This is a genomic window from Chryseobacterium sp. CS2K3, assembly GCF_059515185.1.
On the sequence record NZ_JCAKRW010000008.1, the window covers coordinates 118,701 to 132,503 of the forward strand.

Below are 13,803 nucleotides of genomic sequence, written 5' to 3' on the forward strand. Positions count from 1 at the left end.
TTCTTTTTTAAACACATTACAATATGTCAGACATAGAAGAAATAGAAGTACGAGGCGGACAGGGACAGGTTCTGGACCCTGAAACTTACAGAGATTCTATAGGGACAATGGAGCAATCCGGTAAGAGAAAGTGGGTATTCCCAAGAAAGCCTAAAGGGAAATATACCAACTATAGAAACATTGTAAGCTATCTTTTATTAATTATTTATTTCTCACTACCATTTATCAAGATCAATGGTAATCCATTGCTATTGTTCAATGTAATAGACAGAGAATTTTTCATATTTGGACAGCCTTTCTATCCACAGGACTTTTTTATCCTTACTTTAGGAGCTATCGCATCATTAATTTTTATTATCGTTTTTACGATTGCATTCGGAAGAATTTTCTGCGGGTGGATTTGCCCTCAGACAATTTTTATGGAATCCATTTTCCGTAAAATAGAATATTTGATTGAAGGTGACCGAAACAAGCAAATGAAGCTGGACAGACAAGAGTGGAACAGCGAAAAGATTTGGAAAAGGACTTTAAAATGGTCTGTTTACATTGTTATTTCTTTAATTATTACTCACTTTATGTTTATGTATATCGTGGGGTATGAAGAAGTATTCAAAATTGTTTCCGAAGGACCATTTGCCCACCCTACCAATTTTATCGTAATGATTCTTCTTACTGCTGCATTTTACTTTGTATTTGCATGGTTCAGAGAGCAGGTATGTACGTTGGTTTGTCCATACGGTAGACTTCAGGGTGTATTGATTGATAAGGATACTATTAATGTTTTCTACGATTTCAAAAGAGGAGAAAACAGATCAAAATGGAGAAAAGGAGAAGACAGAAAAGCAGCCGGGAAAGGAGATTGTATCGACTGTCACCAATGTGTGGTAGTTTGTCCTACAGGAATTGATATCAGAGACGGACAACAGCTGGAATGTATCAACTGTACAGCCTGTATAGATGCCTGTGATGAAGTAATGGATAAAGTTGGTCTTCCAAAAGGGCTTATCAGATATGCTTCGGAAAATGAAATTGAAAAAGAAATTCCTTTCAAGTTTACAGGAAGAATGAAAGGATTCTCCATATTCTTGTTTTTATTGGTTGGATTCCTAGGATATCTTCTTTACAGCCGTGGTGAGATGGAAGCAAAATTCATTAAACCGGCAGGAAGTACATTCTTTGTAAAAGAAGGGAAAATTATTAATACCTATAATTATACATTCCTGAATAAAACCAATGAGAAAAAATTGGTTACTATTAAGGTAATTGCTCCTGCTCATGGTGAGATCACTTATAGTGCATCAAGCAAAATTCAGGTAGACAGAGATAAGATTTCTAAGGGAACCATCAATATCAGCTTCCCGGAGGATGAAATGAAACTTTCCAAACAGAATATCACAATTGGGGTTTACGATATGAAAGGAAACCTTGTGGATTCTTACCAGACATATTTTGAAGGACCATTCAAACTACAATTTTAATTAAAAGAAATGAAGAACTTTAGTTGGGGACACGGTGTTGTAATTGCATTATTTGCATTCATAGTTTTTATATTATCCATGATGTTCCTATTCCCGAACGGGCAAAAGAACTCTGAAATGGTAACAGATAATTATTATGAAGAGGAATTACAGTACCAGGATGTAATTGATGCCAAGAAAAGAGCTGACGAGTTACAGGAAAAACCTGTATACAGCCAGGATACGAATGGAATTAAAATCACTTTTCCACAAGAATATACAGCTTCTAATACTACGGTAAAATTTGTATTAAACAGAACCGACGACCAGAATTTAGACATCAAAAAATCTGTAAACCTTGATGCCAACCATACCTTTGTAATTCCTGCACAAGTATTGAAAATGGGGAATTATACCTTAAGATTGAGTTGGACAAAAGACAAAACAGACTATCGAATGGATTATGACGTGATATGGAAATAGGACTTGTTGTATCGGCTATCGCTTTAGGCTTCGCTTCCGGCTTTCACTGTATCGGAATGTGTGGTCCTATTGCTTTATCGATGGGATTAACTAAAAAACAGGCTGCCAATTTTTATCTTCAGAACCTTACCTACCAATTCGGAAGGATTTTTACCTATTCATTATTGGGTGCTCTTTTGGGTATTATAGGGCAAGGATTTGAGATGGCAGGCTTTCAGAAGTATCTTACAATTACTGCTGGTATTTTATTGATCATCATGGCAGTATTTTCGTTTGGAGGAAAGGATTTTGCTTCAAAGATTCCCTTTTTATCCAAATTTTTATATTCTGTAAAAACAAATCTCGGACGCGTACTTCAAAAAGCAGATTACCGTTCCCGATTTACCACAGGCGTTCTAAATGGCTTTTTACCATGCGGAATGGTGTATATGGCACTTACCGCAAGTCTTGCAGGCGGAGGAATATGGCAGGGAGCTTTATATATGGCTTTATTTGGTTTGGGAACTCTTCCGTTCATGTTTGCCATCGTTTTGGCTGGAAATCTCATGAATCAGGCTTTCAGGACAAAAATTCTAAAAGCTGTTCCCATCATTATGATCATTTTGGGAGGTCTCTTCATTCTTAGAGGCTTAGAACTGGGAATTCCTTACGTTTCTCCTAAAGCTGAATCTATGACTGTATCAAAAGGTCTTAATGAAGCTGTAAACTGTCATTAATCAGCACTTAGATCTACCATGTATAAAAGTATTTTATTATTTTTAATAAGCCTGTTTGTATTACAATCCTGTAGCATCAATTCTGAAATTGTTTATCATAATAATGCGACGTCATCGTCTGTAACGGATATTGACATGAAACAATTCATATCTGAGATGAAAGCAATGACCCCGGACTCTTTAAAAAATGACAATGAGTTCAGTGATATGAATAAATTTCCTTCTACGTGGACAAGTCTTTACGAACTGGAACAAAAAAACAAGGCATCTAAGACTACAAATCCTGATCATATCAGAATCATGAAAAAAATCTTCATGAAATCTAACAAAGAAAATGATCAGCCTACAGGTTTGTCTTTGAAAACTGAGAACCTAACTCAAAATGATTATCAGGAACTTATTAATTATACCCAAAAGGAGAAAATACCTGTAGAACAGAATATCTTTAATTTATGGGACGGAAAAACGCTTACAATTGACACAGAAAACTTCAATCTGAAGTATTTTGAAGCGGCAATGGCAGCAAAAGGAACTGCAGATCCTCAGAGTGTAGCAGGTATGATGACCACCTTCTTAAAAAGTATCACAACTACTCTTAAGTTTGAGAACAAAATAAAATCCGTTACTGGTAAACATGATTGGCTACAACAGGTTGATGATTATACTGTAAAGATCAATTACGATATTAAAGCAAAGTATGATCAGGATACAAAGTTTAAAAATGCTGATAAGAAAATAATCGTTGTAACTGAATAACAAAAAAAAGACTGTACTGTAGTCTTTTTTTTATTTATTTTTAATGTAATTGAATATAATATATATAGAAACTTTAGTTTTACTTAAAAATATTATCTTTGAGCATTAATTAATAAATAACCATGAAAAAACTTTTACTGTCCTTTACTCTGATCTCGGCAGCTAGTTTATATGCACAAAGCATCAATTCTGAAACCGTAGATTTTCGTGTTTTAAAAGCGCCGCAAACTTCAATTAGCGAAAACTCCAGAACTTATCATATAACTGTAAAATCTCCTTATAATCTAACTAAGGAAGACGTAATAAAACAAGCCAAAAAAGATCATCAGGATGCCGTTGCCAATTTCAGCAATACCATCGCTGAAAGTCAAACTGACTATCAGCAGGCTCTTAAAGATTATAATGAAGAAATCATAAAAGCAAAAGAAAAATTTGCTTTGGAATCTGCAGAGTTTAAAAAACTGAGTCTTTTAGAGCGTCTGGCTTTGCAGGATAAAGGGCAGAAACCACAACTTCAGCTTCCTACTAAACCTGTTTATAGAAAGCCATCTCCACCAGTATACAGTGAGCCCAATCTCAATGATTATTTTATTGTAGATGACAATGTTTTAGCTTCCCAAATTGCAATTGACGGTTATAAAAAAGGGAATCCCAATGTAGATGTTTATGTAACAATGGAAAAAGTAAACTTCCAGGACAATGCTGGGCAAACTTATGCCAATCAACCTACAAAAATTGTTGTAAAGGAAAACGGAACAGAGAAAATTAATACTACCATTTCTCAGGATTTCGTTTTTGTATCCTCTCAACCTTCTGATAACATCAATAAAGCTATAGAAGAAAAAAAATATCTTGGGAACAACATCAAGGCAATCAACACTTTCCTGAATGACAATTACGGATATAAAACGCTTAATAAGCAAGTAAAATTGGAGTTTGTAAAAAACAAAGGTGAATTTGATGATTTAGAAAAAGCGCATATTTATGTAACAACCAATCTAAGAAAACTACAGGCGAACTCTGATCAAACTAATAATAACATTGCATTTGCTAATATGAAAAAAGGAACAGATCTTTGGGAGCAGGCACTTCAAAAAGTAAATTATAAAGACAAAAAAGCTCCTTATAATGCAAAAATCGGAAAGTACATCAATTTCAACCTAATAAGGCTGAATGTTGCCCTAGAAAACAAAAAAGACGCAGAAAAGTATCTTAATGATATGCAGGAAAAGCTAGTAGATCTGGATTTATCATACAGTGAAAAAGCAGAATTAAAGCAATTGGAAACCCAGATTTATAAATAATCATATGAAGCTTAAAACATTTACAGTATTGGCGATCTGCATCTCTTCAATTACGTTCGCTCAGACTACATTTAAGTATGGAACTAAGTTTACCTTTGATCCTACACAGGAAAAAGATGTAAAACTTATTTCGGGAGGTGCCGATACTTATTATATGCAGAGCAGCATTAATGAAAACAGTATCCGCAGCAACAATAAAATATTAGTAAGAAAGTTTGATAATTCTAATAACCTGAAGCAGACTTACCCTTACGAAATGCCACAGATAGAGAAATATGCCCCTATTAATTATCTTGGCAGTTTTGAATCTGGAAATAAAATTGTTTTCATCACAGAAACTTATGCCGGAAAGGTAAAAAAGAAAGATATCTACAAAATAATTTTTGATAAAAGTACAACTACATTTACCCAGGAACTATTAGCCTCATACCCTATCGAGTCTACCATGAAATCCGGGACTACATATTTTGAAAGATCAGAAAATGGCAGATATGCAGCAGTTGTTTTTTATCAACACTCTCCAAGAAAGGAACCTGTAAAAATAAGCATCAATGTCATTGATACCGGAAGTCTGAAATCTGTCTGGACTAAAGATATTACCGGAGAAGCAGGAAGTTCGGATACTGATTTCTTTGTGACTAATTCAGGGAATATCGGACTGTTAAGATCTGCTAATCAAAACGCTTCTCTTCTTTTTGTAACAGCTTCGGGACAGGAAGAAAAATTCTTCACAGAAAAAATGAAGATCATAAGCGAAACAGCTGTATCAATTGGAGATAAAGACTACTTAATTGCCTTTAATAGTACTCCTAAAACGGTAAAATTTAATGCCAGTAATTTCGAAAATCTAATGCTTTATGATATTAAAGAAGGAAAAATTATAGCCAATGATGTCGTTAAGCAATACAATGATGGCAGTAAAATAGCTGACTTATTTATTCCCTATACCTATGTAAGCGGAGATAAAATTTATATTTTCACAGAAAGTAAACTGGATGCAGGGACAAGGCAGGTAAAATCTCCTATGGGAACTATGATGATTACCGAAACAGCTTATAAAGCAGGAGATCCAAGAATTGTAGCAATCAATAGTACTACCGGTAAAGTAGAAGCTGTAAATAAGCTAAACAGCGATAGGCTTCATGAGCTTGAAAATCATTCTTTGGGACTAGTGAATATTAAAGGAAATTATATTTTAAAGGCAGGATCGTTATTAAATCTGTCGGCAATTAATTTTGATAATAATGGAGACAGTGTACTTCATTCACTTTCTAAAGCAACAGGAAATGATCCTCATTATGGAGGTGGAGAAGTATATAGCCAGGCTTTGCTTTACAGACCTGAAAGCAAAACATTAGCTTACCCAAGATCAATGGAAAACCAAGCAAGCATTGTTGCAATAGAAAATTTTGAAACAAAATAATACCGTCCTATTGGAATAACAAAAACCACTGAAATTTCAGTGGTTTTTTTATTTAGATTAATATACATTTTATCTTTTAGTTAATCAGATCAAATCTTGCATATTCAGCGATCTTTTTAGGAAGCTTAATCCCTTCCGCTGTCTGATTATTTTCAAGTAATGCAGCCATGATTCTTGGCAATGCCATTGCTGAACCGTTTAGCGTGTGAACCAATTGAGATTTACCATCCGCTTTATAACGACATTTCAATCTGTTTGCCTGGAATGTCTCAAAGTTGGAAACAGAGCTCACTTCAAGCCACATTTCCTGAGCAGCACTCCATACTTCAAAATCATACGTCATTGCAGCTGCAAAACCTGTATCCCCACCACAAAGCCTCAATACTCTGAAAGGAAGTTCAAGATCTGTAAGGATTTCTTTAATATGCTCTACCATTTCTTCTAAAACGGCATAAGAATTTTCAGGCTTTTCAATTCTTACGATCTCAACTTTTTCAAACTGGTGAAGACGGTTCAAACCTCTTACGTGGGCACCATAACTTCCAGCTTCTCTTCTGTAACATTGAGAAAAAGCGGTATTCATGATGGGAAGATCCTTTTCATCCAATAAAACATCACGATAAAGGTTCGTAACAGGAACTTCCGCTGTAGGAATCAAATACAAATTATCTTCGTTAATATAATACATTTGCCCTTCTTTATCAGGCAATTGTCCTGTTCCAAAACCAGATGCTTCATTTACAACGTGAGGCGGGTTCACCTCCGTATATCCTTTTTCAACATTTTTGTCAAGGAAATACTGAACCAATGCTCTTTGTAATCTTGCACCTTTTCCTAAATAAACAGGGAAACCAGCCCCTGCGATTTTTACTCCCAATTCAAAATCGATAAGGTTATATTTCTTAGCAAGTTCCCAGTGAGGAATAGCACCTTCACCAAGACCTTCTACGGTATGAGACTGGAAAATAATCTCATTATCATCTGCAGAAGCTCCGCTTTTTACCAATTCATTTGGAATGTTTGGAAGCTGATAAAGAATATTCAACAATTCTGTTTCCTTAACTTCCAGTTGAGTTTTCAATTCTGAACTCGACGATTTGTACTGTGCTGTTTTAGATTTTGCTGATTCCGCTTCTTCTTTCTTACCTTCCTTCATTAAAAGTCCAATTTCCTTGGAGATTTTATTGATCTCGGAAAGCTGGGAATCTAATTCAAATTGGATTCTTTTTCTTTCTTCGTCAGTAGCAATAGCTTCGTCTACCAACTCAAGATTCTTGAATTGTCTTTTTTTAAGACCTTCTAAAACGCGTTCCTTATTGTCGCGTAAAAAATTGACTTGTAACATTTTATTTAGATGTTAAATATTATATTTAGCTTAATATAAGCTAACAATTTTACAAATTTAAAATTATTTTGTGATAGTAACGTTATTAATCCAAGCCGGATTATCTGCTTCTTTTGAAAATACAGGCTTTTTATTGTAAAAAACTTTTGAAACCTGAAATAAATTTGGTGAATTTCGATAATGGATTTCAAGAGTATCTGTAATTGATTCAGGTTTATTATCAACATTTTTCGTTAATGTAACCCGAACTCTTGAATAGTAAGTAGTACCAGCAGAATCTAGTTTTTTTCTTTTGGCTCCTGCAATATATTCCAGATAATAAGTAGAATCCTGTCTCATTTTAAGCGCAAAAGTATTCACAGGAGATATATCTTTGTCACCTAAAAAATCATTAACAGAAAAACTGCTGTAAGATCCACTTTTCTTAGCGTTCAACAAATCCTGGTTGGTATCTGATTTCATATAAATATTCAGTACCTGATCAATTCTTTGCAAAGATTCATCATCCTGACCACAGCTTGCCAGTGCAAAAACAATAACCAATATTCCAAAAACAATGTTTCTCATAGCGCAAATATACTTTATTTCAACTTTCTAAGATAAGTGAAAAAGGAAAACATCATTAAAAATCCTACCAGAGTTAAAGAAGTTCCCAACGAAACTGCCATCCCCACAACACCATGCTGCGGAACCCATATGTAAGAAAATCCCCCTAATAAAACTAATGAAAGAATTGAATAAAAAGTATTTCTTTTCATCAAACCTACCGCGGATAACATATTTCCATAGAGATTTCTTAACAGCATGCTTCCACAGAATACTCCAAGTAATAATGTAAAAGAAAATGCATTCTCAATATATTGTTCTCCAAAAAACATTCTGATGATAAAAGTATTTAAAATGCTTCCTGAAATCAGAATGACAAGGGAAATAGGAATAAAGATTTTATAATAATTAATGATATAATGGGTCAAAAAGGATTTATTCCGATAATTTTTAGCAATCACAGGATAATCACTCTGCATAAAAGAAAGTGCAAGAAAGGTAATATTTGCAGGAATAAGCAGTGCTACTTTGTAATTGGCTACAACGCTTTCATTTTTAAAATAATTCAGAAGCAATATATCTGCAGAAAAGAAAGCATCGGACAATAAAGCGGTTATGGATGCATGTAAAGCAAAACTCCATATTTCTTTTTTCGTGAATTTGAGAGAAAAGTTTACGGTCTTCCATGATGATTTTTTAAACCAAAACAGGGAAAGAAAGGGAGAAATAGCATTCGTGATTAAATATCCGTATAATCCCCAAAGCATGGAAAATACAATCATCATTACCAAACCTGAGATATTGACAACATTATTCACCATCGCAAACTCTTTATTCTTCAGAAACATACGACGATCTGCCTGTATATGTGTCAAAAAGTAAAATCCTATCAAACGAACAGTAAAGAAGAAAAATATATAAAAAATGTGATGATAATGACTTACATATATGAAAGCCAACAAAAAAAATATCACACTTAAAATCATCTGATATAAAAAGCCTTTCCTGAAAAGATAGCCTGAAAGTTGTTCTTTTTCTTCTTCAGAATGGCTTAAAGATCCAAACCTTATAAGGCTTTGGGGACTTCCAAACCCGCTGAAAGGTGCAAAAATGGCAAAAACAGAAGCCACAATACTCAATAAGCCAAAATCTTTTTCCGGTAAGATCCTGATCATGAAAAGTGAGCCTGAAAAAGCACATATTTTCGTTATCAACAGGGACAGAAATACATGCTGTCCTTTATTGGCAAAAAATGCGCTGATAAAATCTTTTAAGCTTTTCATTGTATGTGATCAACAGAAAATCAACCGATTTGAATTTATAATGTCATTACACAAGACTTTTATAAACTTCATCAAATTCTTTGGCGATTGCATTCATCGAAAACTTGCCTGCTACATACCTATGAAGTTCTTCTTTAGAATCTGTCTTATAGTTTCCTGAAAGCATTTTTTTCATTGCAGTGTAGAGTTCTTCTTCAGATTTATCAATAATAATTCCGTGATTTTCTCTGACAATTTCAGGGATTGCTCCTACTCTGGTTGCGATTACCGGAACTCCTGAAGATAATGATTCCAGAAGCACGCAGGAGAAGCTTTCATAATCACTGAAAAGGACAAAACAATCACTTTTTCTCATTTTCAATGCCACTTCTTTGTGAGAAATTTCTCCAAAGGTCTTGATATAACTTTTTGCGTTATGTTTTTCTATAAGTTTATTCAATCGCGCAACATCTCCGTCTCCGCCGATATGAAATTCAAAATTCTGAAATTCATTTCTCAACCGGACGGCAGCTTCAATCATCACATCAGGATTTTTAAGCGGAATAAGATTGGAGATATGAAGAAATGTAAAGGTTGAATGGGCTTCTTTTTTAGGAATAAATAGATCTGTATTTACCACATTGCCAATGACACGTTTATTTTTGCCAATTTTCAGTTTTTTCAGGTTATCCATCAAAATAGTACTTACAGGCAGTAAATACGCCGCTTTTCGGGCAATAAAACGTGCTGTGAGTATATTAGTAAAAGAAAGTTTTGATCTGTTCACTTCAAGAAAGCCAGACCAGTGTTCTGAAATCACAAAAGGAATTTTATACTGTTCTCTCAAATAAACAGCAAAAAACATTGAGCTGTGTAAAATATTTGCGTGTACCAGATCCGGCTTCTGCAATTGTGAGAAACCTTTCTGGTAGGCAAGCATCCTGCTTCTGAAATTCAGAATTGGATTTTTTGTGCTTTTATAATATACAATCAATGTCCTTATCCCATTGATTTTTTTATCTTCAAATATAAATTCTTCCTGCTGTGCAGAATCTCCGATGGTATGTAATATCTCTACATCATGCAATGATGCAACAGCTTCTGCATGACGTTGTACAAAATTCCCGTTAGTAGGTTCAAACCTATTAGGAAACCATGAGGATATAAAAAGAATTTTCAATGGAATTTATTTTATGGAAGAAGCCCAGCTTTTTTCAAATGGTAATACAAAATGACTTAAGAAATCAAGGTATGTGTTTTTAGAAAAATCAAATACTTCGATGTCTTTGGATAGCTCACCGTTTCTGACCTTAGTTTTAAAATCAATAAGCTTTAATGTTTTCACTTCTCCATTTTCGATAAAGCTTGCTTTCATTCTGTCGAATAATCCAAGTTGATATTCTTCATCTATTTCTCTCATGATCTTCCCTAAAGCATCAATGCTGCATCCTGAAGCCATCTCTTTCTCTTCATCTACGCATACGATGATGAATTGATTTTTCTCAATTTTAAAAGATGAAGAAAGCGGTTTTCCATGAGCTGCCCATGTTGCAAGGAAATCAAACAGTTTTTCTGTAATTGCTTTTGCCTCTTTTGTTTCAAATGGTCTTGATGCCGGGTATATAATAACTCTGTAGTCGTTAGTTTCTACAATATTGGATTCTTCAATTTTCATATCCTTTCAATTTAAAGGATAAAATTACGAAATATTCCTGAGTTTATAATGCACAAAAACCCAAGCCAACGCTTGAGTTTTCGTTTATAAGGTAAAGATAATCTTTATAAATCGTCTGCTTCAGCAAGAAGTTCTACAATATCTTTTACAGCTACTTCAGTGTTTTTATTGAAGTGTTTTACTCCGTCTGTCATCATTGTATTGCAGAATGGACATCCGGTAGCAATTACTTTAGGCTCAAAAGACAAAGCTTCCTCTGTTCTTTCAATGTTGATGTCTTTATTTCCTTTTTCAGGTTCTTTAAACATCTGAGCTCCTCCTGCTCCACAGCAAAGACCATTAGTTCTGCAACGCTTCATTTCTACAAGTTCAGCATCGAGTTTTTCAAGCAATAGTCTTGGTGCTTCATACTCATCATTAGCTCTCCCCAGATAACACGGATCATGGAAAGTGATCTTTTTCCCTTTGAAAGCTCCTCCTTCAATTTTCAGTCTTCCTTCTTCCATTAACGTTTTCAGGAATTGGGTATGGTGAACGACTTCAAAGTTTCCACCCAGGCTCGGATATTCGTTTTTAAGGGTATTGAAGCAGTGCGGGCAAGCTGTTACGATCTTTTTAACTTCGTAAGCATTCAAAACTTCGATATTCGTAAGAGCCATCATTTGGAAAACAAATTCATTTCCGGCTCTTTTTGCAGGATCTCCGGTACAGCTTTCCTCTTGTCCGAGAACGGCAAATTCAACTCCTATCTTATTTAATATCTTGCAAAATGCTTTTGTAATTTTTTTGGCACGGTCATCAAAACTTCCAGCACATCCAACCCAAAATAAAACTTCCGGGGATCTTCCTTCGGCAGCATATTCTGCCATTGTTTTAATTTGCATTTTCTTTTTGTTTAATTAGTAAATTAGCATAGTATTCCTTTGCTTTTTTCATAACCTCTACGGGTACGATTGAAATATATAAAGGATTAGCTTCGTCATAGTTAAGATACTTCCAGGTATTTCCTGTTGTTTTGTCATTGAGTGCCAAAATCATACTCAGCTTACTCATTTCCAAGGTCGTATCGTTTATAAATTTTGCATTCATTCCCTGAACCTCCATTAGTCCAATCATCATTTTCTTTTTCTCCTCATCAAATGACTCTTTCAAAAAGATCATTTTCATCTTCATGGGATAAGTACTGAATGCATATTTGAGATTGTCCTGAGCATTAAAAATATCTGAAACATTGAATACATCGTTATTTGAGCTCATCAGTTCCATTTTAAACTCATCATTTCCTTCAAATAGCTTATCGAACGTATCTGTCAGAATTTTCCTGTCAATTTTTTCAAATATTGCTGGGTGTGTTAAATCCATCATTCCTTCATAGTCTTTATTTTCAAACAAAGAGATGAATTTTTTGGAATCTTCAAGGATCTTTTTCTGATCAGCAGATTGCGCCAATAGAAGCCCTGAAAAGATAAGCAGAAATAGGGAAATCAGTTTTTTCATGACCGGATATTAATCGTTTGCCCAGTTCAGACGATCTGCCTGATTATATTGCCAAGGTGCTGCGTTGTTTTCAACGTTTGTCATCATCAGGTTCAGTTCCTGTGGTGCTGCCGACTGTTCCATCACCAGGAATCTTCTCATTTCGAAAATAATGGATAGCGGATCAAGCAATACCGGACAAGCTTCCGTACATGCATTACATGTAGTACAAGCCCAAAGTTCTTCTTTGGTGATATAGTCGTTTAACAGTTTTTTACCGTCATCAACAAATTTTCCGTTTTTATCGATATTTCTTCCCACTTCTTCCAATCTGTCTCTTGTTTTCATTAAGATCAATCTCGGAGAAAGTTTTTTACCGGTAATGTTTGCCGGACAAACGGAAGTACAACGTCCACATTCTGTACATGAATATGCATTAAGTAATTGTACCTGATTAAGATCAAATATATCTTCTGCACCAAATTTAGACGGAGCATCTGCTTCTGCACCTTCAGCCGGAGCGGCATAAGGGTCCGCATTAGGATCCATCATTAATTTGATTTCTTTTGTTACAGAATCAAGATTATTGAACTTCCCTTTTTTATCAAGGTTTGCATACCATGTGCTTGGGAAAGCCAATATAATATGTAAATGTTTTGAATAATAAAGGTAATTCATGAAGAAAAGAATTCCTACGAAGTGGAACCACCAAGCTCCTTTTTCCGTAAAGTGTAAGAATCCATCACTAAATCCACTGAAAATAGGTCCTAATACTGCTGAACTGATGGGAAAGCTTCCGTGATCTGGCAATAAGCCTCTTTGCTGTAGAATGAAATCCGCAGCATTCATTTTGAAGAAAGCCATCATTAATGCAAATTCGATAATAAGAATCCAGTTTGCGTCATGTTTTGGCCATCCGAAAAGTTCTTTCATGGTTAATCTCTTAACTCCATAAAAGTTTCTTCTGATGAAAAATACCACAACTCCAATCACAACAAGAAGTGCTAGAATTTCTAAGGTTGCAGTAAAGAAACTATAGAATCCGTCTCCGAAAACTGAAGCTAGGAAACGATGGGTTCCAAATATTCCATCAACAATGATTTCAATAAGCTCAATATTGATAATAACAAAACCTACGTACACGAAAAGGTGTAAAATCCCGGCAACAGGTCGTTTCACCATCTTGCTTTGTCCCATAGCTACTCGTGCCATGGTACTCCAGCGTTCTGATTTCCTGTCGTTTCTATTGATTTCGTGACCTAACCTGATATTTCTATAAATTTTCAGCAGGCTTTTGGCAAATAATCCAAATCCGGCAACTAATAAAATCAGGAAAATAATGTTATCGATGTACTGCATA

The 13,803-nt window shown here is 34.8% G+C and carries 14 protein-coding genes; 6 read left to right on the plus strand and 8 right to left on the minus strand.

Going from position 1 to position 13,803, the window contains the following annotated elements:
- Positions 1 to 23 precede the first annotated feature (23 nt).
- From ccoG to AC5YGG_RS14835, 6 genes are all read left to right on the plus strand, one after another.
- Positions 24 to 1,478 carry a cytochrome c oxidase accessory protein CcoG gene (gene ccoG / locus AC5YGG_RS14810; protein ID WP_496145239.1) on the plus strand — a complete coding sequence of 485 codons (1,455 nt, stop codon included), beginning with the start codon at positions 24 to 26 and terminating at the stop codon, positions 1,476 to 1,478.
- 9 nt (positions 1,479 to 1,487) lie between these two features.
- Positions 1,488 to 1,940 (plus strand): FixH family protein, encoded by a 453-nt coding sequence (locus AC5YGG_RS14815; RefSeq protein ID WP_496145240.1) that lies wholly within the window; start codon positions 1,488 to 1,490, stop codon positions 1,938 to 1,940.
- Positions 1,931 to 2,656, plus strand: a complete 726-nt coding sequence (locus AC5YGG_RS14820; protein WP_496145241.1) for a sulfite exporter TauE/SafE family protein — start codon at positions 1,931 to 1,933, stop codon at positions 2,654 to 2,656. The genes AC5YGG_RS14815 and AC5YGG_RS14820 overlap by 10 nt, the downstream gene beginning before the upstream one ends.
- 135 nt (positions 2,657 to 2,791) lie before the next feature.
- Positions 2,792 to 3,412, plus strand: a complete 621-nt coding sequence (locus tag AC5YGG_RS14825; RefSeq protein WP_496145242.1) for a hypothetical protein — start codon at positions 2,792 to 2,794, stop codon at positions 3,410 to 3,412.
- A gap of 122 nt (positions 3,413 to 3,534) precedes the next feature.
- Positions 3,535 to 4,716: a hypothetical protein gene (locus tag AC5YGG_RS14830; protein WP_496145243.1), complete on the plus strand. Its 1,182-nt coding sequence runs from the start codon at positions 3,535 to 3,537 to the stop codon at positions 4,714 to 4,716.
- Between the two features lie 4 nt (positions 4,717 to 4,720).
- The gene (locus AC5YGG_RS14835; RefSeq protein WP_496145244.1) at positions 4,721 to 6,139 is read left to right on the plus strand and encodes a hypothetical protein; all 1,419 of its coding nucleotides are present in this window, start codon (positions 4,721 to 4,723) and stop codon (positions 6,137 to 6,139) included.
- A 76-nt stretch (positions 6,140 to 6,215) separates the two neighbouring features.
- Here the strand turns inward: AC5YGG_RS14835 and serS are convergent, their stop codons facing one another.
- The 8 genes from serS to AC5YGG_RS14875 form a co-directional block, all read right to left on the minus strand.
- Positions 6,216 to 7,484 carry a serine--tRNA ligase gene (gene serS, locus AC5YGG_RS14840; protein ID WP_496145245.1) on the minus strand — a complete coding sequence of 423 codons (1,269 nt, stop codon included), beginning with the start codon at positions 7,482 to 7,484 and terminating at the stop codon, positions 6,216 to 6,218.
- Positions 7,485 to 7,547: 63 nt separating this feature from the next.
- A complete protein-coding gene (locus tag AC5YGG_RS14845) occupies positions 7,548 to 8,051 on the minus strand; it encodes a hypothetical protein (RefSeq protein WP_496145246.1) in 504 nt (167 codons plus the stop codon).
- 14 nt (positions 8,052 to 8,065) lie between these two features.
- Positions 8,066 to 9,313, minus strand: a complete 1,248-nt coding sequence (locus tag AC5YGG_RS14850; RefSeq protein ID WP_496145247.1) for an oligosaccharide flippase family protein — start codon at positions 9,311 to 9,313, stop codon at positions 8,066 to 8,068.
- Positions 9,314 to 9,359: 46 nt separating this feature from the next.
- Entirely contained in the window at positions 9,360 to 10,472 is a 1,113-nt protein-coding gene (locus AC5YGG_RS14855; RefSeq protein ID WP_496145248.1) for a glycosyltransferase, read from the minus strand.
- A 6-nt stretch (positions 10,473 to 10,478) separates the two neighbouring features.
- Complete coding sequence (locus AC5YGG_RS14860) at positions 10,479 to 10,967, minus strand: hypothetical protein (protein ID WP_496145249.1); 489 nt, start codon at positions 10,965 to 10,967, stop codon at positions 10,479 to 10,481.
- A gap of 104 nt (positions 10,968 to 11,071) precedes the next feature.
- A complete protein-coding gene (locus tag AC5YGG_RS14865; protein ID WP_065396404.1) occupies positions 11,072 to 11,851 on the minus strand; it encodes a (Fe-S)-binding protein in 780 nt (259 codons plus the stop codon).
- Positions 11,841 to 12,464, minus strand: coding sequence for a hypothetical protein (locus tag AC5YGG_RS14870; RefSeq protein ID WP_496145250.1), 624 nt, complete (start codon positions 12,462 to 12,464; stop codon positions 11,841 to 11,843). Before AC5YGG_RS14870 ends, AC5YGG_RS14865 begins: the two co-directional genes overlap by 11 nt.
- Before the next feature lie 9 nt (positions 12,465 to 12,473).
- Positions 12,474 to 13,802: a 4Fe-4S dicluster domain-containing protein gene (locus tag AC5YGG_RS14875; protein ID WP_496145251.1), complete on the minus strand. Its 1,329-nt coding sequence runs from the start codon at positions 13,800 to 13,802 to the stop codon at positions 12,474 to 12,476.
- Between the last annotated feature and the right edge of the window lies 1 nt (position 13,803).